The following is a 17,767-nucleotide window of genomic DNA, read 5'->3' on the forward strand; positions in this document are numbered from 1 at the left end:
AGCGAAGGAGTCCCTCTCGTGTCCCTGCGCATCGCCATGCTCAGTGTCCACACGTCGCCGCTGCACCAGCCCGGCACGGGTGACGCGGGCGGCATGAACGTCTACATGGTCGAGCTGTCCCGCGCCCTCGCCGGGGAGGGCGCGCGGGTGGACCTGTTCACCCGCTGTCTGGGCGAGGACCGGCCGCCCCGCGTCGAACTCGCCCCGGGGGTGCGCGTGCTGCACCTCGACGCAGGACCCCGGCGGCCGCTGCCGAAGGAGGCCATGCCGGGTCTGGTCCCCGACTTCGCCCGCTCCCTGCTGGCGGCGACCGCCCACGGCCGCTACGACGTGGTCCACTCCCACTACTGGCTCGCGGGACAGGCGGGCGCCCTGGTCGCCGAGCACCGGCGGATCCCGCTGGTGCACACGATGCACACGCTCGCGCGGGTGAAGAACGCCTCGCTCGCCCCGGGCGACCGGCCCGAACCCGAGCTGCGGGTGCACGGAGAGGAGGCACTGGCCAGGGCCGCGGACCGTCTGATCGCCAACACCACCGAGGAGGGGCTGGCGTTGCGGGAGCTGTACGGCGCCGACGCCGACCGCACCGATGTGGTGACGCCCGGGGTCGATGTGCGGATCTTCCACCCGGCGGACGGACGGCGGGCGGCACGCGCACGGCTCGGTCTGCCGCAGCGCGGCTTCATCCCGTTGTTCGCCGGGCGCATCCAGCCGCTGAAGGGACCGGACGTCCTGCTCCGCTCGATCGCCGCGCTGCTGCGCGAGTCACCGGGGCTGCGGGAGCGGCTGCTCGTGCCGGTCGTCGGCGGGCTCAGCGGGGCGGGCACGCGCGCGCCGGACGAACTGCGCGACCTGAGCGCGCGGCTCGGTCTGCCGGACGTGGTGCGCTTCTGTCCGGCCGCTCCCCAGCACGAGTTGGCGGACTGGTACCGGGCCGCGGATGTGCTGGTGATGCCGTCGCGCAGCGAGTCGTTCGGGCTGGTGGCACTGGAGTCCCAGGCGTGCGGCACACCGGTGCTGGCGGCGGCCGTCGGCGGACTGCCCGCCGCCGTGCGGGACGGGGTGACGGGACTGCTCGTGCGGGGACACGACCCGGACGACTACGCGCGCCGGCTGCGCTGGTTCGCAGAGCACCCGGCCCGGGCGGCGGCCATGGGGCTCGCCGCCGCCGGCCACGCGCGCCGGCTGGACTGGCGGTCGACGGCCCGCGGCACGCTGGGCAGTTACGCCCGTGCGCTGCGGGACCGGGCGCCGAAGGCGGGGCAGGAACGGCGGCACGTCCCTGCCCCCGCGGCCGCTTCCTCCCGGAGGTACAAAAGGGCCGCTGTGCCAGCGTAGCATTTCATTTGGGAGGACCAAAGGTGCTGGCTCACCCAAAAAGGATGTCCGGCCTGATTTCTTCGGTTGGCCGGATAAAGCCACCCGCGGCATATCCATTCGGCATCACCAGTCCCGGCGCTGTCATATCCGCGCCATGGCAGGTCCACGACTTGAGGAATCGTGGACTCGCAGTCCAAGGAGGGCGATTATAGAAATGTCTTCGGGAGCAGCCCGGCGGCACGGGCCCCGAAGGCGAAATCAATCGATCACTTCCTGGAGGAAATCGTGTCCGCGTCTTCCCGTCCCGCCGGCTTCCGCACCGTCGCCCGCCAGTTCGCCCTGGCCGCCCTCGTCTGTACCGCCGTCGCGGGCGGGGCGGTCGCGGCCACCACCGCGGGTGCGGATGCCGCGCAGCACTCCGTGGCCGACAACAACTGGCCGGTCGCGCCCACCCCCACCGCGACCCCGGCGGACAACAACTGGCCCAGCACCGCCACCCCGGCGGACAACAACTGGCCCAGCACCCCCGCCCCGGCGGACAACAACTGGCCCACCAGCGCCACCCCGGTCGACAACAACTGGCCCGCCACTCCCGCGCCGACGGACGACAACAACTGGCCGGCGCCGCCCGCGGCGGTCTGACGCGGACCCCCACCGGGCCGGGAGAGGTGCGTTCCGCCTCCCCGGCCCCGCCCTGTCACCGCCCCGCGCAGGAGGCGGAACGACAGTCCGGGCACAGCCCCTTGAAAACAATGTCGGCGTCATCCAGCTCCCAGTCCGGGAGATCTTTCCGCGGCAGCACGGGGGCCTGGTGGGCGACATTTTCCACGCGTCCGCATTGCACACACAGCGCATGCTGGTGACGCGGTCCCGCAATTTCGAACACCGCCGGCCAGCCGGGCCGCTCGAATTTCGTCACCAAGCCCGCTTCCAGAAAATGCCGCAGCATTTCATAGACGGCCTGGGACGTGAGTGTGCCCAGCCGTTCGCGCGCCGCGGCCGTCAGGCCCTCGACATCGAGATGTTCGCCCGCCGCGAGCACGTGCAGGACTTCGAGACGCGGACTGGTGACCCGCAGCCCTGCATCGCGGAGTTGCCGGATCGCCGTCTCGCGCCCCTCTGCCACCGCTTCGCGTGCCATCTTCCCGCCATCTGGTGAGACCAAAAGTTTGAATGCATCGTACCTCTTGGTGCGACCAGGGCGCGGGGGGCGGCGCAGGGGGTGGCCGAGAACGCCTCCCCGGCGGATCAGTCGAGCCAGCCGAGCCGGGCGGCCCGTACTCCCAGCTCGAAACGGCTGGACGCGCCGAGTTCCTGCATCAGCTCGGAGATCATCCGGCTCACCGTGCGCAGCGAGACGCCCAGGCTGCGGGCGACCTTCTCGTCCTTCATGCCGGAGGCCAGCATGCGCAGCGCGGCGCGCTGCTGTTCCGACAGCCCGTCCCCGCCCCGCGCGGGCAGCACCTGCTCACCGTAGGGCGTGGCGGTGTGCCAGCAGTGCTCGAACAGGGTCCGGTAGGAGCGCACCAGGGCGGAGCCGCGGGCGAGGATGGCGCCGGCCGAGCCGTCCTCCGGGTCGACCGGCAGGAGGGCGAACTGCTCGTCCGCGATGATCATGTTCATGGGGACGACGGGCGACAGCCGCACCTGGACGCCGAGCTTCGCCTTCATCCGCAGGTGCTCCGCGTCCTCCGGGACCGAGGTCAGACGCTGGCTGAAAATGGAACGGACCTGGACGCCCTTCTCGATCTGCCGCCGGTCCCGGTCCAGGGCCCGCTCGGGGATCTCCCGGCCGCGCGCGATGGGGTGCATGGAGGCGAGGTTGCCCTGGACGGTCACCGTGATGTCCTCGAGCACCTGCTGGATCCTGCGGTAGTCGTGCAGGATCTCGATCTCCACGCCGACCGCCCGGGCCAGCGTCTCGGTCCGCAGGAAGTTGCCGGCGAGCGTCTTGAGCGTGTGATGTGCGCGGTCCGCCTGCTCCAGGTGGTGGCGCAGCCGGGTGCGCTCGCGTTCCAGCAGTCTGAGCAGGGCGATCTCGGGCGCGATGACGGTGACCACATCGGTCTCCGCCGCCTCCCTGGGCTCCGGCTCCAGGCGGCTCGCGTGCAGTTGGCCGGTCCTGACGACCAGGCCGAGGCCGATCAGTTCCTCACGACATCGCGCGAGGTCGTCCTCCGACAAGTCCATCTCGGACGCGACCTGACGCAGGCTCGACGCCCCCCGCGCGCGTAGCTGCCGGTAGAGAGTGAGAGCCAGATCAGTGGATTGCGTCCCTGCACCGCCACTGCCATTGATCACCGTGAAGTGGCCCCCCTTGTGATTGTGCGAAGCTCTCCGATCACACTTTGTCACATAGGTGGCCAAGGATCTCCGATGCTGCTTAGTAATGTGATGCTCGTCACGAACGGACGCGGCATACCAGCAGCACGCTCCGGGTCCGCTCGTCGAGCCGGTGCTGCCGCTCGTCGGCGACGCACAGGCCCGCGGCCCCCAACTCCCGGTGCAGATCGGCCCGGTTGACGACCCACTTGTCGGTCGTCACCGACGCGGCGCGGACGTGGTCCTGTTCCGACCGCTCGATGGCGTAGGTGATGTGCTCGCGCATGGCCACCGGGTCGAAGTCCTGTCGCACCACGACCCATTCGGCGGTTCCGTCGAACCTGGGCACCTCGAACGACCAGGCGCGGTGGGGGTGTTCGATCAGCCCGGCGGCGTCATGGGCGGTGTAGTCGAAGGCGAGCGCGCCGTCCGGCCCCAGGTGCTCGGCGATCTCCCGCAGCACCCGGGGGCGGGACCACGGCGGGACCGCGGTGATCATCGTCCCGGCCATCAGGGCGAGTTGGTAGGACCGCCGCAGGCGCAGGCGGAGCAGATCGGCGCGGGTGGCGGTGATCCGCTCGCGCACCCCGGGGCCGACGCGCCGGGCCCAGTCGAGCAGCCGGTGCAGGCTGCGCCGGTCCCGGTCGACCGCCTCCACCGTGAATCCGTGGCGCGCGAGGGGCACGGCCAGCCGGCCGGCGCCCGAGCCGAGGTCGAGCACCGGCCCGCCGGTTGCCCTGGCCAGCGCCAGATAGTCCAGGATGTCACCGCTGAACGGGCCGAGCAGGGCGTCCTGGAGCCAGACGTCCTCCGCGGTGAGCGGCGCGAGGCACTCCAGACCGGGGAGCCGGTCGGGCGGGGCCGGGGACACGGTGGCGGCCGGGGGAGCCAGGTCCGGTCCGGGCGCGGACCGTAGCGGTGTGCTGGTCTGTGTGTGCATGGTTCCTCCAGGTGGCCTCGGCCGGTCCCGGCCCTCCGGGCGGGCCCCGTGCCGCCGGGGCCACGCCGCCCGACCATCGTGTCCGGGTGCGTCGGCGGCGGTCCAGCCAGGAGGAATGCGCGTTCACGCCAACGCGTGGGTACGCCACGGTTCGCCGCGGTCGCCGGCCTGCGCGGCGGCTCCGGCGGCGTCCGGACCCGCCCGGTTCACAGGGCCCGGGCCAGCCGCCGTCCCTCGCCGGTGAAGCCGTGGGCCGTGAAGAAGGCCACCGCGGGGTCGCCGTCCCGCAGCAGGGTCACCCCCTGGCGCCGCGCGTCCAGAGGACGCATACGGTCGCTGAGCGCGGCCAGCAACGCGCCGCCGATGCCGCGGCGGCGCCGGTCGGGCGCGGTGCACAGGGTGTAGATCTCGCCCGCGCCGGCGCCGGGGACGCCTCCTGCCGCGGCGCCGGCGATCCGGCCGTCGGGCTCGGCCACCACCAGCCAGCCGAGCCAGCCGGGGGCGCCGCCCGGTATCCCTATCTCGGCGGCGATGCGTGGCAGCGAACAGTTCGTACCCACCAGCCGTGCCACGTCGTCCGGCGCGAGCACCCCCGAGCAGCTGTGCCGTATCACCGTCGCGAGCAGGTGCGAGATCGGGGCCGCGTCCATGGCGACGGCGGGCCGTACGTCCACGCTCATCAGGGCAGAACCTCCCGTAGGCCGTCCTTGGTTCCCCCGATGCGAACAGTGACCACCCTATTGCGCGCGGCAGTCGGGAACAGACCGATGTGCGCCGTCACATGCCGGGCCCCGGTACCGAACAGCACACGGCCGCCAGCGCGGGCAGGCCGACCGCCAGGGTCAGCACGAGCAGCGCGACCCCCTGCACCGTGGGCCGCTCGGTCGGCGGTTCGAGGATGCGCCGCATGCGCAGCACAGCCGACGACCCGCCCGCCGCCAGCGCCGCGTGCGGCGCCTGCCCGGCCGCGACCGCGTACAGGGCGACGGCGAGCGAGGGGCGCGAACAGCGGCGCAACGCCCGGTCGTCGGCGGCCATTTCGAGCAGCAGCGGCACCTCGTCGCGCACGAACCGGGCGAGCGGCAGCCGCCGCGAGAGGGCCCCCACCGCCGAGGCGGCGGCCGTGAGCAGGTGGTGGCGCCCGGTGATGTGCGCGCGCTCGTGCTCCAGCGCGGCCGCGAGCTGTTCCGCGGTCAGCGCGTGGACGGCGCCCTCGCTGACGACCACCTGGGGCGCCCGCCCGGGCAGACAGTAGACGGCGGGCGTGGTGTGCGGCAGCACGGTGGCGCGCAGCTCCGCGCGCCAGGTCCCCACCATCCGCACGAGTTCGGCGTGCCTGAGGCGGCGGCGCCGGAACTCGGCCAGTTCCCGTGCGAAGGCCAGGGCGAGGGCGAGCGGCGGGCAGACGGCCGCGGCGAAGCCCGCCCAGGCGCGGGCGCTGAACCGTCCCATGTCGTCCAGCATGACGGCGGCACAGCGCGCGCCTCCGCTGAGGAAGCAGCCCTCGACCATGTCGGACATCCGGTGGCTCTCCGCGACGGGGAAGAACAGTTGCAGCACGGCGAGGGACAGGGAGGCGGTGAGGACGAGCACCAGCAGTCCCCACAGCCCGAGTGTCAGCCGCGGGGTCCGATGGGCCCAGGGGCTGCGCACGAGGAAGCGCGGCAGCACCACCCCGACCGCGGCGGCCACCATCAACGGCGGCAGGACGTGGTGCAGGGGCAGCACGAACTCGCCGATCCGGTAGAGGAGTTCGCTCACGACGGTCTCTCCGGTGGCGCCTCGCCGGCGGGCCGGTGCCCGGCGGCGCGGAGGGCGGCCTCCAGCACGGAGACGTCCTCCGGCGACATGTGCTCCACGAAGCGCTGGAGCGCGGCCTGCCGGTCCTCGGTGCTGCCGAGCACCTCCTGCATCAGGCTCGCGGTGTACTCCTCGCGGCTGCGCAGGGCCTCGTACAGCCATGCGCGGCCCGCCTTCTCGCGCCGCAGCATGCCCTTGCGGTGCAGTATGTCCGCGACCGTCATCACCGTCGTGTAGGCGACCGGCCTGGTCCTGTTGATGTCGTCGACGACCTCCCGGACCGTGGCGGGCCGTCCCCAGTTCCAGAGACGGTCCATGATTTCGGCTTCCAGACCACCGAGCCGTCGCACCTGTTCCCCTCCGCCGCCCGTCACCGAGGTGCTCCACATCGTAGGACAAGCACCGTCGATGCAGCATCACCGATGCTGCCCACATACCCGGTAGGGGTATGGTCGAAGCATGGTGAACTTCAGCCGGAACATCGTTGTCGGACAGGCGAAGGACGGGTGCGCCAGGCTCTGCGGAGCGAGTCTGGGCGAGGCCGAACTGGTGCTGCTGCGCCAGGTGTTCGGCCTGTGCGTGGCTCTCGGGCTGCGGTTGCGCGCCGAGTGCGCGGCGAAGGGGAGGTGACACGCGAGGGGCCCCGGGCGGATCGCTCCGCCCGGGGCCCCCCGTGCCGGAGGCCGGCCATCAGGCCCGGACGAGCCGGGCGATGGCCGAGGACGCCTCGCTGACCTTGGTCCTGGCCTGTTCACCGCCCTCCACGATGGCCTCCGTGACGCACGAGTTGAGGTGCTCGTCCAGCAGTGCCAGCGCGCAGGACTGCAACGCGGCGTTGGTGGCGGCGACCTGGGTGAGGACGTCGATGCAGTAGGCGCCCTCCTCGACCATCCGCTGCAGGCCACGGACCTGGCCCTCGATGCGGCGCAGTCGTCTCACGATGTCGTCCTGGTGGGCCACGGCGGCCTCCTTGTCCTGGTCGGCGGCTCAGCGGTCCGCCGGCTGGAAGCCGCGCAGCCGCAGGCTGTTGCCGACCACGAAGACCGAGGAGAAGGCCATGGCCGCGCCGGCGATCATCGGGTTGAGCAGGCCACTGGCCGCGAGCGGCAGTGCCGCGACGTTGTAGGCGAAGGCCCAGAAGAGGTTGGACCGGATGGTGCCCAGCGTCTTGCGGGACAGCCGGATCGCGTCCGCCGCGACCCTGAGGTCGCCCCGGACGAGCGTCAGGTCCCCGGCCTCGATGGCGGCGTCCGTTCCGGTGCCCATCGCGAGACCGAGGTCGGCCTGGGCCAGCGCGGCGGCGTCGTTGACGCCGTCGCCGACCATGGCGACCGAACGACCCTCGCCCTGGAGGCGCTTGACGACGTCCACCTTGTCCTGCGGGAGGACCTCGGCGAAGACGTGCTCGGGCGCGATCCCGACCTCCGCGGCGACCGCCTCGGCGACCGCCCGGTTGTCACCGGTCAGCAGGATGGGCGTCAGGCCCAGCGCGCGCAGCCGGCGGATGGCCTCCGGGCTGGTCTCCTTGATGGCGTCGGCGACCTCGAGCACCGCGCGGGCCTCGCCGTCCCAGGCCACCGCGATGGCCGTACGACCGGCCGCCTCGGCCTGCGCCTTGGCGTGCGCGAGCTTGTCGGACAGCTCGATCGCCCACTCGCCGAGCAGCTTCTCCCGGCCGACCAGGACCGCGTGCCCCTCGACGATGCCCTGGACGCCGAGGCCGGCGATGTTGGCGAAGTCCTCGGGGGCGGGCAGGGTGCCCACGCGGGCGGCGGCGCCCGCGGCGACGGCCTGGGCGATGGGGTGCTCGGAGGCGTGCTCCAGGGCGCCGGCCAGCCGCAGTACCTCGGCCTCGTCGGTGGTGTCGGCGGTGTGCACGGCGAGCAGGGTCATCCGGCCGGTCGTGACGGTACCGGTCTTGTCCAGGACGATGGTGTCGACCTTGCGGGTGGTCTCCAGCACCTCGGGACCCTTGATCAGGATGCCCAGCTGGGCGCCGCGCCCGGTGCCGACCATCAGCGCGGTCGGCGTGGCGAGCCCCAGGGCGCAGGGGCAGGCGATGATCAGCACGGCGACCGCGGCGGTGAACGCCTCGGTGATGCCCGCGCCGTTGCCGAGCCAGAAGCCCAGGGTGCCGATGGCCAGGGCGATGACCACGGGGACGAACACCGCCGAGATCTTGTCGGCGAGGCGCTGGGCCGCGGCCTTGCCGTTCTGCGCGTCCTCCACGAGCTTGGCCATGCGGGCCAGTTGGGTGTCGGCGCCGACCCGGGTGGCCTCGACGACGAGCCGGCCGCCCGCGTTCAGGGTGGCGCCGGTGACGCCGTCGCCGACGCCGACCTCGACCGGCACGGACTCGCCGGTGAGCATGGAGGCGTCCACGGCGGAGGAGCCCTCGACCACGGTGCCGTCGGTGGCGATCTTCTCGCCGGGCCGGACCAGGAAGCGGTCCCCGACCTTCAACTCCGCAACCGGCACGAGGTGTTCACGGCCGTCGCGCAGGACGGTGACTTCCTTGGCGCCCAGTTCCAGCAGGGCTTTCAGGGCGGCGCCCGCCTTGCGCTTGGAGCGGGCCTCGAAGTAGCGCCCGGCCAGGATGAAGGCGGTGACGCCGGCGGCGGCCTCCAGGTAGATGTTCCCGGCGCCGTCGCTGCGCGCGATGGTCAGCTCGAAGGGGTGCCGCATCCCGGGCATGCCGGCCGTGCCGAAGAACAGCGCCCACAGCGACCACAGGAAGGCCGCCGCGGTGCCGACGGAGATCAGCGTGTCCATGGTGGCCGCGCCGTGCCGGGCGTTGGTCCAGGCGGCCTTGTGGAACGGCCAGGCGGAGTAGGTGACCACCGGTGCCGCGAGGGTGAGCGACAGCCACTGCCAGTTGTCGAACTGGAGGGCCGGGATCATGGCCATCGCGATGACGGGCACCGCGAGCACGACGGCGGCGGTCAACCGCTCGCGCAGCGGCCGCAGTTCGTCGGCCTCCGGTGCGGCGCCGCCGCCGTCCCCGGATTCGGTGCGCGGCGGCTCGGGCTCGCGCGCGGTGTAGCCGGTGGCCTCGACGGTGGCGATGAGGTCGGCGACCGCGACGTCCGGGCCGAAGCTGACCTTGGCCTTCTCGGTGGCGTAGTTGACGGTGGCCTCGACACCGTCCATGCGGTTGAGCTTCTTCTCGATCCGGGCGGCGCACGAGGCGCAGGTCATGCCGCCGATGGCGAGTTCGACCTCGGCCGCGCCGGGCGTGGTGGTGGTCATGTCTCTGCTCCTCGGAGCTGGTGGTGGTACGGAGCCGGGGCGGGCACCGCGGGCGGACGGCCCCGCCCCGACGCGGGTGGGCCGGGCGCTGGTGCCCGGCCGGGGCGGGTCAGACGGTGGCCCGGCCCGCGAAGTCGTAGCCGGCCTCGTCGACGGCCTCGGCGACCAGCGCGTCCAGCGCCTCGTCGGCCGCGGCGGCGGGGGTCACGGTCACCAGGCCGGTGCCGATCTCGACCTCGACGGCGGCGACCTCGTCCAGCGCGCCGACCGCCTTCGCGACGACGCCCTGGCAGTGGGCGCTGCCGACTCCCTCGACCTTGTAGACGACCTTGGTCCGGGCGTCGGTGTGGCAGCTGCCGTCAGGGGTGCAGCAGTTCGACACGGGAACCTCCAATGTGACTCCGTGATACCCCCACGGGGTATCTTCGAACGGCTCCATGTATACCCCCCACCCGTATTCGACGCAAGCCTGGAGCCGGTTTGACTTCATACCCCCTGGGGGTATGGTGTGGCCACGGTCGGCCGCACCCGAAGCGACCGAGAGGGACGAGGAGTTGGCCATGAACACCGCACTGCGGATCACCGTCTTCGCCGCCGCGCTCGCCGCGACGTTCGGCACGGCGTACGGCGTCGGCAACACCGTGGGTACCATCACCCCGCAACCGAAGGGCGGCCATGCCATGCGGCACGCGTCAGGCGGCGGCCACGACGACATGGCGTCCATGCCCGGCATGTCGTCCATGGACCACGACATGGCACCGGGCGGTCTGGAGGTCTCCAAGGACGGCTACACGCTCGCCCTGAAGACGTCGCGGGTGGCGGCGGGCGAGCGGACGAACCTGAGCTTCGCCGTCGTGCGTGACGGCACGGGCCGCAACGTCACCGCGTACGAGAGCGAGCACGGCAAGGAACTCCATCTGATCGTCGCCGCGCGCGATCTGACCGTCTACCGCCATCTGCATCCGACGCGGGCCGCCGACGGCACGTGGTCCACGGCCGTGGAGCTGCCGCGGGCGGGCGGCTACCGCGTCATCGCCGACTTCCGGCCGAAGGGCGGCGAGCCCCTGGTCCTGGGCGCCGACCTGGCCGTCTCCGGGCACTTCACGCCGGCGGCGCTGCCCGGTCACAGCACGACCGCGAAGGTGGACGGCTACGAGGTGAGCCTCGCCGGCACGCCCGTGGCCGGCAAGGCCACTCCGCTGACCCTCACCGTCTCCAAGGACGGCCGCCCGGTGCGCGATCTCCAGCCCTATCTCGGCGCCTACGGCCACCTCGTCGCCCTGCGCTCCGGTGACCTCGCCTACCTCCACGTCCACCCCACGGGCGAACCCGGCGACGGCACGACCGCCCCGGGGCCGAAGGTCTCCTTCGAGACCACGGCCCCCAGTGCGGGCGCCTACCGCCTGTTCTTCGACTTCCAGCACGAGGGCAGGGTCCACACGGCGGCGTTCACGGTGCACGTGACAGGAGGGGCGGACAAGCACTGACCGGCACATCGTGCTCGCCGGTCGAGGGCGACGCGCGTCCGTCGCGTCACACGGGGTCCGGCCACTCCTCGCGGAGCATTCCGAAGAGCACGCGGTCGTAGCGCTCCCCCTCGACCAGCACGGCCGACCGGCGGCGGCCCTCCTCGTGGAAGCCCAGTCGCGAGAAGGCGCGCACGGCGCGTTCGTTGCCGCTCCAGGTGTCCAGCTCCAGCCGGCGCAGACCGTACGCGCCGAACAGGTGGGTGACGAGCAGCCGCAACGCGTCACTGCCGTGGCCGCGGCCCCAGAACTCCCGCTCGCCGATGGTGACTCCCAGCGTCGCCACTCCGGCGTAGGGGTCGAGGTCGCGGTAGTCGGCCATGCCGATCACCTTGCCGCCGGCCAGCTCCTCGACCGTGAACACGGCCGACTCCCTCGGGCTCAGTCGCAGCATGGTCTCGAAGCCGAGTGCGATCGCCTCCACCGTGACCGGGCCGAAACACGGGTCACCGGCCGCCGCCCAACGCACCACCTCCGGGTCGTTGCGCCACCGGACGTGGTGGGCCGCGTCCTCGGAGCGCAGCGCGCGAAGCCTTACGAGTTTTCCTTCGAACATTGTGCGAGCCTAGTCGGCCGCGTTGGGCGACCGGTCCGCCGGTGCCACAGCCGGCCCGTGCTCCTCCCCGGCGGCCACCGCCCCGTCAACGGGCGTTCCGGCGATGCCGATACCGGCCGCAGGGGTCCGTGCGGCCCGTCCCGAGCTGCCGAGCCACGGCACCGGACGTACATTCGCGCTCATGGAGGAGATGCCGCGGCGCATCGATCCCGCCACGGACCGCACCGCCGCCGCGCACCTGCTGGGCTGTCTGCCGGACGAGGTCGGCTACTGCCCGCGCTGCCACGGCCTCACCCACCGCTACGGCCGCCGGGCCCGGCTTGTCTGCCCGGCGTGCCGGGCGGCCGAGGCGCAGCCGGCGGACACCTCCCCCGGCGCGTCCAAGCGCCCGTCCTGAGCCGTCCTCCTCACGCCCCGGCCCGGACCGCCGCCCTGGTCACGCGCTCGCCACCCGCGAGTACCGCCACGTCAGCAGCGTCCCCGTCGCGCCGTACGCCATGAGCAGGATGCCGTTCCCGGCGTCCTGGTGCCGCGCGTCGGACTGCACCCACCGCTGCTCCTCGTAGGTCCGCGTGGCCACCGCGTGGGACCCGTCCAGCACCGAGCACCGGGTGTCGCCGGGCCGCATCGGCCCCGGGCGCTCCTCCCCGTCCGCGCCCACGTTCTCGCCGGGGCACAGGACCTGCGACGAAGCCGTCAGGGAACCCACGAGATCCACCGCCCCCCACACCAGTGGTATGAGGAAGAGGCCCAGAAGGCCGACTCCGCGCTTCACGGAACTCACCGATCCCCACTCGCACACTTGTCCGTCCCGTACCGACCTTAGCGCCCGGTCCCGGCCGGACCGCGCCCGCCGGCCGCTATGCCCGGTCCGCGAACGCGTCGACACCGGTCAGTTCGGCGGACAGCGCCCACAGCCGGGCCGCCTGCTCCGGGTCGATCGCCCAGTCCTTGACCCCTTCGCGCTCGCCGTCGGCCGGCGCGGGCTCGGCGACGTCGCAGTCCTCCAGGTAGAGACCGCCGAGACCGTCCAGTTGCGGGGAGGTCGCCGCCCACACCTGGGTGGCCGCGCCCTGCTGCGGGGTCTTGAAGGCCTCGGGGTGGAGCACGGTGCCGTTCTCGTCGATCCAGCCGCGCTCGATCTGCTCCTCCTTGCCGAGGTACCGCTGGAGCGGGGTGAGGATGCCGCCGGGGTGCAGCGCGAAGGCGCGCACGCCCGCGTCCCGGCCGAGCTTGTCGAGATGGACGGCGAACAGCACGTTGGCGGTCTTGGCCTGGCCGTACGCCTCCCACTTGTCGTACCCCTGGCGCCAGTTGACGTCGTCCCAGCGGATGCCGCCGGCGTGGTGGCCGCGGGAGGACACCGAGACGACCCGGGCGCCGCCCGCCGTGATCGCCGGCCACAGCCGGTTGACGAGGGCGAAGTGCCCGAGGTGGTTGGTGGCGAACTGCGCCTCCCAGCCGGGTCCCACCCGGGTCTCCGGGCACGCCATGATCCCGGCACTGCCGATGACCATGTCCAGCGTCCGTCCGGAGCCGAGGAAACGCTCGGCGAAAGCGCGCACGCTCTCCAGGTCCCCGAGGTCCATCTCGTCCACCTCGACGCCGGGCGGCCCGCCCAGCGCCTGCTCGGCGGTGTCCGGCCGGCGCGCCGGTACGACCACCCGGGCACCGGCCCTGACGAGCGAGCGCGTGGTCTCCAGGCCGATGCCCGAATAACCGCCGGTGACGAGGGCGAGCCTGCCGGTCAGATCGATGCCCCGCAGAACGTCGTCCGCCGTGCTGCGGGCACCGAAACCGGACCCGATCTTGTGCTGTGCGGTAGTCATGCCCGGAACGCTACGGATTGGAGTGCCCTCGAAGTCAAGCGGCGCACGGGCCCGTGCGCGAGCGGCGGCGGGAGCCACGATGCACCGAGCCCCGGGGCGGCGGAACAAACGGCTTGCCGTGCCGTCGCGCCGGTCGGCATGCTCGGGACCGTGACCCCCGTACCCGAATCCGCCGGCTCCGGCGTCGCCGTCGTCATACCCGTCAGCGTCCGCGACCTGCGCCCGCGCGACCTGCCGGCCTGCGGCTGGTCGGGCTCGGCGACCCATGTGCGGCAGATCGAGCGGCAGTTGGCCCGTGCCGCGGCCGGCGAGGCGGACTACCTGGCGGTGTGCACCCCCGCGGACCTGCCGGTGGCGATCGGCGGCATCGACTACCGGGCTTCCGCGGGGGCCGGCACCCTGTGGCAGCTCGCCGTGCTCCCGGCGCTCCAGTCCTGCGGTCTGGGCACGCTGCTGATCCGCGCCGCCGAGCAGCGGATCAGGGACCGCGGCCTGCGCAGGGCGGAACTCGCCGTGGAGGAGGACAACCCACGGGCTCGCGCCCTGTACGAGCGCCTGGGGTATGCCGCGTACGGGCGCGAGCCCGACGCCTGGGACGAGGAAGGACCCGACGGGTCGATCCACCGCTACGAGACCATGTGCGTCCTCATGCGCAAGGCCCTGTGAACCACCGTTCCACCAGCGGGCCCCCGCCTCGGCGCCGTGCGCCGACGCGGAGTCACTTGGTGAAGACCGCCCGCGCGATCCCGTCGGGCGCGACGCCCGCCTCCGCGACCCGTCGCCCGTCGGCGGACCAGATGCCCGAACGGCCGGACGTGCGGTCGAAGCCGCCACCGGTCGGACCGGCGAAGGCCGCCGTGGCGACCCACACACCGTGGTCGGCGGCGACCCGGCGGGCGCGCTCACCGTGGACCTCGGCCTCGTGATCGGCGTGGACGACCCCGGCGACATAGCCGTCGATCCCCAACGCGGCCGTTCTCGCGGCGTGTTCGGGGATACCCGTGTCACGGCAGACGGCCAGTCCCAGCCGCCATCCGTCCACTTCGATCACGGTGTGCTCCCCCGGCACGAAGTGCGCGGCCTCGCTGCCGTGCAGATGGACCTTCCCGTAGGCCACGCGCGCACCGTCCGCGTCCACCGCCAGGACGCCGATGCGCGGACCCGGGACCGGCGCGCCGACGAGCGCGAGCGTTCCGGTCTCGGCGCACGCGGCGACGATCGGGGCCAGCCGTTCGTCGTCCGGGGAGACCGGCGCCGCGTCCAACCAATAACCGGTCAGCGACATCTCGGGGAAGACCACCACCCGCGCGTGGGCCGCCCGCACGGCCTCCGCGTGCGCGACGGCGTTGACCGTCACGTCGTAGTCCGTGCACCTCGGCTGCGCCACCGCGATGCTCAACGACCGCTCCACCCGTACCCCCTCGTCGAACCCGCGCTCATCCTACCGAGCGGCCGCACGGCGGGCCGCCGGCCACCGCCCGCGGCTGCCGGCGCAGGGCCCTCAGGGGTTCCGCGACGGGACCAGAGCCCAGTCGGCGGCGTGGCCGGGCGGCAGGGCCAGGTCGCGGCGGACGGCCGCGTAGTAGCCCTCGCGGGCGGCGCGTTGGCGTGCGAGCATGCCGGACCAGGCGTCCGGGTCATGCGTCCCCTCGCGCAGGAACGCTTCCATCTCCATCACCACGACGACCCATTGGCGGCCCTTCTCCACCACGTCCCGGGCGCCGAGCATCAGCAGTGCCTCCCCGGCCGGGTCCCGGGCATCGGTGGCGGCGGCCACGGCGGGTGCCGCTTCCTCGGGTGACAGGGGGTGGGGGTGCGGGTCGTTGCCGAGGTGCGCCGCGATCCGGTAGGCCAGGGTGACGCTCTTCTTCAGCGCCCTGGCGTACTCCGAGTAGGCCGTCAGCCGCCGCTCGTCCCAACGGGCCGCCTGCTCACGGCGGAAGCGGGCGCGGTCGCCGCGCGCACTCGCCCAGTACGACCCGAGGGCACCGATCACCACGCCGATCAGGGCGGGGAGTTGCTGTATGAACGCCGACATGGCCACACCGTATCGCCGCGCTCGCGCGGAGGGGATGTGTCTCTGGAGTGGCCGGCATGCCGACAGCCGTCCACGCCCTCGCCCATTGCCCGTTGACCGCCGACGCCGTCGCCCACACCGTGGGCTTCGGCCTCGCGCTGACCCACCGGATCTGGCGTACCCCGACCCACGCCCTGATCCTCGGCCCGTCGGCCGACGAGGGCCCCTACGGCTACCTCACCCACCTCCGGCTCTCCCAGGCCCCCCTGTCCTGCGCCCCCGACCTGCCGCCCGCAGGCGCGGAGCACGAGGAGGTCCTGAAGACCTCCTCTGCCGCGCCGACGTGCCCAGCCTGCCCCCCCGAGGACGAGCACTGAGGCGGTGGGTGCGGCACGTCCGCTACCCCGCGCCGCGCAGGGTGAGGACGTACCTCGCCGTGAGGGCCACGGCCCGGTCCTCGTCGGTGGACAGGGCCGCGAGAGCGTGCGAGGCCGTGGTTCCCGGGATGTCCGCGAGCGCCTGTGCCAGCCGGCGGCGGGCGGCCGGGCCGGGGGTGTCCCGGGAGAGGCGGTCGACCAGACCGGTGGCGATCCGCTCGGCCCGCGCGGGCTCGCTCGCCAGCGTGCCCAGCGCGTCGGACGCGTCCGTGTCGTTTCGGCCCTCGACGACCATGTCGAGCAGTGTCGGGACCGCCTCGGCCACCCCGCGCGCACCGAGGGCCAGGGCGGCATGGCCGCGCACCGTGCCGTCGGGGTCCGTGAGGGCGTCCCGCAGCAGTGCGGTCGCCGTGTCGTCCGGGATCTCGGCGAGGGCCCGGACGGCGCGTTCGCGCACCTCGGCCTCGGGCGCGGCGAGGCCCTCGGCCAGCAGTGCGGGCGCGTCCCCGCCCGTGTGCGCCAGGGCCCAGCGCAGGGCCCCGGCGACGTGCGGGTCCGACTCGCCCAGCGCGGCCTCGACCAGTGCCTCGACCGGCACGGGCACCTCCTCCGCCGCGGACAGCGCCGCCCGCTGCCGGGCCCCCGCGCTGTCCGACCTCAGGGCCTTGAGGAGCGCGACGGTCTGGAGGACGTCCTCCCAGTCGGCGGGTTCCGCGGCACCGATCCGGCGCAGTCGCGTGAGCAGTTCCGTCTCCGCCGCGATGCGCTCGCGCGTCCGGCGGACGAGGTCCTCGACGAGTTCGGCGGGTGCGAAGCCCGGGTCGTCGAGCGCGCGCCCGACGTCGCTCAGCGACAGCCCCAGGGACCGCAGGCTCTCGATGTGGAAGACGCGCCGGATGTTCTCGCCGGAGTACTCCCGGTAGCCGGAGCCGGTCCGGCCCGTCGGCCGCACCAGGCCGAGCGATTCGTAGTGCCGGAGCATACGGGCACTGACCCCGGACCGTCGCGCCACATCGCCGATCAGCACTGCCTACCGCCCCTCCCGGCCGGCCCCGCCGAGGGCCACGACGCGCTTCGCCTCCTCGATCGCGAACCCGAATCCGGCCTCCGGGTCGCGCCACAGCCGCTGCGTGGCCAGTGCGTGGGCGCGCACCCGCGGGTCGGGATCCGTCGTCGCGGCGTCCAGCACCGGCGGCATCACCTCGCCGAGCGCGATCAGCGCGCGGCTGAGGCTGAGCTGGGTCTCCTGCTCGCCGCGCCCGAGCTGTGCCGCCAACACTACGGCCAACTGGTGCTCCGCGCCTTCGGGTACGAGGACGACCGCCGCCCGCCAGGCGCTGCGGGCCACCTCGTCGTCCGCGTCGGACAGCAGCGCCGGGGTGATCGCCGGCCAGGCCCGCCGGTCGCCGATCTTGGACAGCGTGTGCAGCGCCTGACTGCGCGCCTGCGCGTGTTGGGAGCGGAGTTCGCCGAGCAGGGCCGGGACCGTCGTCGCGGCCGCGTGCCGGGTGAGGGCCCACGTCAGCATCTCGCGTACATGGAACTCGGGTTCGCGCCCGCAGCGCTCGACGAGCTTGCCGACGAACCCCGGGTGCGGGGTCGTACCGGCCGCCAGCGCCGCTCGCAGCCGGACCGAGGAGTCGTCGTGCTCCAGGCTTCGCAGAAGTTCGGCCTCGTGCGGCAGGGTCATGGGGACCACCTCCTCGGCCGCAGTGAAGTCCTTGTCACGGTGTCAAGGTCAAGCGGCGCCGGGACCGGAGGCCGGAGAAGGCGAGGAGGCGGGGCCCGCGATCCGGTTGGATCGCGGGCCCCGACGGCCGCGGCAGGCGCG

Annotated in this window: 23 protein-coding genes; 7 read left to right on the forward strand and 16 right to left on the reverse strand. The window is 73.2% G+C overall.

Going from position 1 to position 17,767, the window contains the following annotated elements:
• The first annotated feature begins 18 nt into the window (after window positions 1-18).
• Complete coding sequence (gene mshA / locus BLW85_RS03405; protein ID WP_425275325.1) at window positions 19-1,338, forward strand: D-inositol-3-phosphate glycosyltransferase; 1,320 nt, start codon at window positions 19-21, stop codon at window positions 1,336-1,338.
• A gap of 267 nt (window positions 1,339-1,605) precedes the next feature.
• Entirely contained in the window at window positions 1,606-1,962 is a 357-nt protein-coding gene (locus BLW85_RS03410) for a hypothetical protein (protein WP_070025054.1), read from the forward strand.
• Window positions 1,963-2,017: 55 nt separating this feature from the next.
• Here BLW85_RS03410 and BLW85_RS03415 read toward each other — a convergent pair whose 3' ends face one another.
• The 6 genes from BLW85_RS03415 to BLW85_RS03440 form a co-directional block, all read right to left on the reverse strand.
• Window positions 2,018-2,461, reverse strand: coding sequence for a Fur family transcriptional regulator (locus BLW85_RS03415; protein WP_074990542.1), 444 nt, complete (start codon window positions 2,459-2,461; stop codon window positions 2,018-2,020).
• A gap of 107 nt (window positions 2,462-2,568) precedes the next feature.
• On the reverse strand, window positions 2,569-3,510 hold the full coding sequence (locus BLW85_RS03420; protein WP_239697587.1) for a helix-turn-helix transcriptional regulator: 942 nt from the start codon (window positions 3,508-3,510) through the stop codon (window positions 2,569-2,571).
• Window positions 3,511-3,721: 211 nt separating this feature from the next.
• Entirely contained in the window at window positions 3,722-4,582 is an 861-nt protein-coding gene (locus BLW85_RS03425) for an SAM-dependent methyltransferase (protein WP_074990544.1), read from the reverse strand.
• Window positions 4,583-4,788: 206 nt separating this feature from the next.
• Entirely contained in the window at window positions 4,789-5,262 is a 474-nt protein-coding gene (locus BLW85_RS03430; protein ID WP_079172247.1) for a GNAT family N-acetyltransferase, read from the reverse strand.
• A gap of 97 nt (window positions 5,263-5,359) precedes the next feature.
• Complete coding sequence (locus tag BLW85_RS03435; RefSeq protein WP_107409061.1) at window positions 5,360-6,343, reverse strand: M56 family metallopeptidase; 984 nt, start codon at window positions 6,341-6,343, stop codon at window positions 5,360-5,362.
• Window positions 6,340-6,732 carry a BlaI/MecI/CopY family transcriptional regulator gene (locus tag BLW85_RS03440; RefSeq protein WP_070025098.1) on the reverse strand — a complete coding sequence of 131 codons (393 nt, stop codon included), beginning with the start codon at window positions 6,730-6,732 and terminating at the stop codon, window positions 6,340-6,342. The genes BLW85_RS03435 and BLW85_RS03440 overlap by 4 nt, the downstream gene beginning before the upstream one ends.
• A gap of 109 nt (window positions 6,733-6,841) precedes the next feature.
• Here BLW85_RS03440 and BLW85_RS39180 point away from each other — a divergent pair, with 109 nt between their 5' ends.
• Entirely contained in the window at window positions 6,842-7,012 is a 171-nt protein-coding gene (locus BLW85_RS39180) for a hypothetical protein (protein WP_167381368.1), read from the forward strand.
• A gap of 60 nt (window positions 7,013-7,072) precedes the next feature.
• On the opposite strand, the gene BLW85_RS03445 is transcribed toward BLW85_RS39180, so the two are convergent.
• The 3 genes from BLW85_RS03445 to BLW85_RS03455 all read right to left on the reverse strand — a co-directional run bounded on the left by BLW85_RS03445 (window position 7,073) and on the right by BLW85_RS03455 (window position 10,013).
• Window positions 7,073-7,342 carry a metal-sensitive transcriptional regulator gene (locus BLW85_RS03445; protein ID WP_070025049.1) on the reverse strand — a complete coding sequence of 90 codons (270 nt, stop codon included), beginning with the start codon at window positions 7,340-7,342 and terminating at the stop codon, window positions 7,073-7,075.
• 27 nt (window positions 7,343-7,369) lie between these two features.
• Window positions 7,370-9,631, reverse strand: coding sequence for a heavy metal translocating P-type ATPase (locus BLW85_RS03450; RefSeq protein WP_070025048.1), 2,262 nt, complete (start codon window positions 9,629-9,631; stop codon window positions 7,370-7,372).
• 109 nt (window positions 9,632-9,740) lie between these two features.
• Complete coding sequence (locus tag BLW85_RS03455; RefSeq protein ID WP_074990547.1) at window positions 9,741-10,013, reverse strand: heavy-metal-associated domain-containing protein; 273 nt, start codon at window positions 10,011-10,013, stop codon at window positions 9,741-9,743.
• Window positions 10,014-10,191: 178 nt separating this feature from the next.
• On the opposite strand from BLW85_RS03455, the gene BLW85_RS03460 reads away from it, so the two are divergent.
• Window positions 10,192-11,118, forward strand: a complete 927-nt coding sequence (locus BLW85_RS03460; protein ID WP_074990550.1) for a hypothetical protein — start codon at window positions 10,192-10,194, stop codon at window positions 11,116-11,118.
• Between the two features lie 46 nt (window positions 11,119-11,164).
• On the opposite strand, the gene BLW85_RS03465 is transcribed toward BLW85_RS03460, so the two are convergent.
• Window positions 11,165-11,713: a GNAT family N-acetyltransferase gene (locus tag BLW85_RS03465; RefSeq protein ID WP_074990553.1), complete on the reverse strand. Its 549-nt coding sequence runs from the start codon at window positions 11,711-11,713 to the stop codon at window positions 11,165-11,167.
• Between the two features lie 181 nt (window positions 11,714-11,894).
• Between BLW85_RS03465 and BLW85_RS03470 the strand changes: the two genes are divergently transcribed.
• Window positions 11,895-12,110, forward strand: coding sequence for a hypothetical protein (locus tag BLW85_RS03470; protein WP_070025044.1), 216 nt, complete (start codon window positions 11,895-11,897; stop codon window positions 12,108-12,110).
• A 39-nt stretch (window positions 12,111-12,149) separates the two neighbouring features.
• Here the strand turns inward: BLW85_RS03470 and BLW85_RS03475 are convergent, their stop codons facing one another.
• On the reverse strand, window positions 12,150-12,422 hold the full coding sequence (locus BLW85_RS03475) for a hypothetical protein (protein WP_143060408.1): 273 nt from the start codon (window positions 12,420-12,422) through the stop codon (window positions 12,150-12,152).
• A 151-nt stretch (window positions 12,423-12,573) separates the two neighbouring features.
• Complete coding sequence (locus tag BLW85_RS03480; protein WP_074990555.1) at window positions 12,574-13,542, reverse strand: SDR family NAD(P)-dependent oxidoreductase; 969 nt, start codon at window positions 13,540-13,542, stop codon at window positions 12,574-12,576.
• A gap of 138 nt (window positions 13,543-13,680) precedes the next feature.
• Between BLW85_RS03480 and BLW85_RS03485 the strand changes: the two genes are divergently transcribed.
• Window positions 13,681-14,208, forward strand: a complete 528-nt coding sequence (locus BLW85_RS03485) for a GNAT family N-acetyltransferase (RefSeq protein WP_070025037.1) — start codon at window positions 13,681-13,683, stop codon at window positions 14,206-14,208.
• 52 nt (window positions 14,209-14,260) lie between these two features.
• On the opposite strand, the gene BLW85_RS03490 is transcribed toward BLW85_RS03485, so the two are convergent.
• A complete protein-coding gene (locus BLW85_RS03490) occupies window positions 14,261-14,941 on the reverse strand; it encodes a carbon-nitrogen hydrolase family protein (protein ID WP_239697589.1) in 681 nt (226 codons plus the stop codon).
• 102 nt (window positions 14,942-15,043) lie between these two features.
• Window positions 15,044-15,580, reverse strand: a complete 537-nt coding sequence (locus BLW85_RS03495; RefSeq protein WP_070025033.1) for a hypothetical protein — start codon at window positions 15,578-15,580, stop codon at window positions 15,044-15,046.
• 56 nt (window positions 15,581-15,636) lie between these two features.
• Between BLW85_RS03495 and BLW85_RS03500 the strand changes: the two genes are divergently transcribed.
• Window positions 15,637-15,936 (forward strand): hypothetical protein, encoded by a 300-nt coding sequence (locus BLW85_RS03500; RefSeq protein WP_107409062.1) that lies wholly within the window; start codon window positions 15,637-15,639, stop codon window positions 15,934-15,936.
• Window positions 15,937-15,958: 22 nt separating this feature from the next.
• Here the strand turns inward: BLW85_RS03500 and BLW85_RS03505 are convergent, their stop codons facing one another.
• Together BLW85_RS03505 and BLW85_RS03510 are read right to left on the reverse strand one after the other, a co-directional pair.
• Complete coding sequence (locus BLW85_RS03505; RefSeq protein ID WP_074990558.1) at window positions 15,959-16,963, reverse strand: HEAT repeat domain-containing protein; 1,005 nt, start codon at window positions 16,961-16,963, stop codon at window positions 15,959-15,961.
• Between the two features lie 3 nt (window positions 16,964-16,966).
• Entirely contained in the window at window positions 16,967-17,626 is a 660-nt protein-coding gene (locus tag BLW85_RS03510) for a HEAT repeat domain-containing protein (RefSeq protein ID WP_074990562.1), read from the reverse strand.
• Window positions 17,627-17,767: the final 141 nt, after the last annotated feature.

Source organism: Streptomyces misionensis, assembly GCF_900104815.1.
In the GTDB taxonomy this organism is placed as follows: domain Bacteria; phylum Actinomycetota; class Actinomycetes; order Streptomycetales; family Streptomycetaceae; genus Streptomyces; species Streptomyces misionensis.

Excerpts from the sequence above, each read along its gene's own strand:
- BLW85_RS03500 (WP_107409062.1), top strand. The coding sequence starts at position 15,637 with ATGCCGACAGCCGTCCACGCCCTCGCCCATTGCCCGTTGACCGCCGAC.
- BLW85_RS03460 (WP_074990550.1), top strand. The coding sequence starts at position 10,192 with ATGAACACCGCACTGCGGATCACCGTCTTCGCCGCCGCGCTCGCCGCG.
- BLW85_RS03450 (WP_070025048.1), bottom strand. The coding sequence starts at position 9,631 with ATGACCACCACCACGCCCGGCGCGGCCGAGGTCGAACTCGCCATCGGC.
- BLW85_RS03415 (WP_074990542.1), bottom strand. The coding sequence starts at position 2,461 with ATGGCACGCGAAGCGGTGGCAGAGGGGCGCGAGACGGCGATCCGGCAA.
- BLW85_RS03430 (WP_079172247.1), bottom strand. The coding sequence starts at position 5,262 with ATGAGCGTGGACGTACGGCCCGCCGTCGCCATGGACGCGGCCCCGATC.
- BLW85_RS03470 (WP_070025044.1), top strand. The coding sequence starts at position 11,895 with ATGGAGGAGATGCCGCGGCGCATCGATCCCGCCACGGACCGCACCGCC.
- BLW85_RS03495 (WP_070025033.1), bottom strand. The coding sequence starts at position 15,580 with ATGTCGGCGTTCATACAGCAACTCCCCGCCCTGATCGGCGTGGTGATC.
- BLW85_RS39180 (WP_167381368.1), top strand. The coding sequence starts at position 6,842 with ATGGTGAACTTCAGCCGGAACATCGTTGTCGGACAGGCGAAGGACGGG.
- BLW85_RS03510 (WP_074990562.1), bottom strand. The coding sequence starts at position 17,626 with ATGACCCTGCCGCACGAGGCCGAACTTCTGCGAAGCCTGGAGCACGAC.
- BLW85_RS03420 (WP_239697587.1), bottom strand. The coding sequence starts at position 3,510 with ATGGACTTGTCGGAGGACGACCTCGCGCGATGTCGTGAGGAACTGATC.
- BLW85_RS03465 (WP_074990553.1), bottom strand. The coding sequence starts at position 11,713 with ATGTTCGAAGGAAAACTCGTAAGGCTTCGCGCGCTGCGCTCCGAGGAC.
- BLW85_RS03480 (WP_074990555.1), bottom strand. The coding sequence starts at position 13,542 with ATGACTACCGCACAGCACAAGATCGGGTCCGGTTTCGGTGCCCGCAGC.
- BLW85_RS03425 (WP_074990544.1), bottom strand. The coding sequence starts at position 4,582 with ATGCACACACAGACCAGCACACCGCTACGGTCCGCGCCCGGACCGGAC.
- BLW85_RS03485 (WP_070025037.1), top strand. The coding sequence starts at position 13,681 with ATGCTCGGGACCGTGACCCCCGTACCCGAATCCGCCGGCTCCGGCGTC.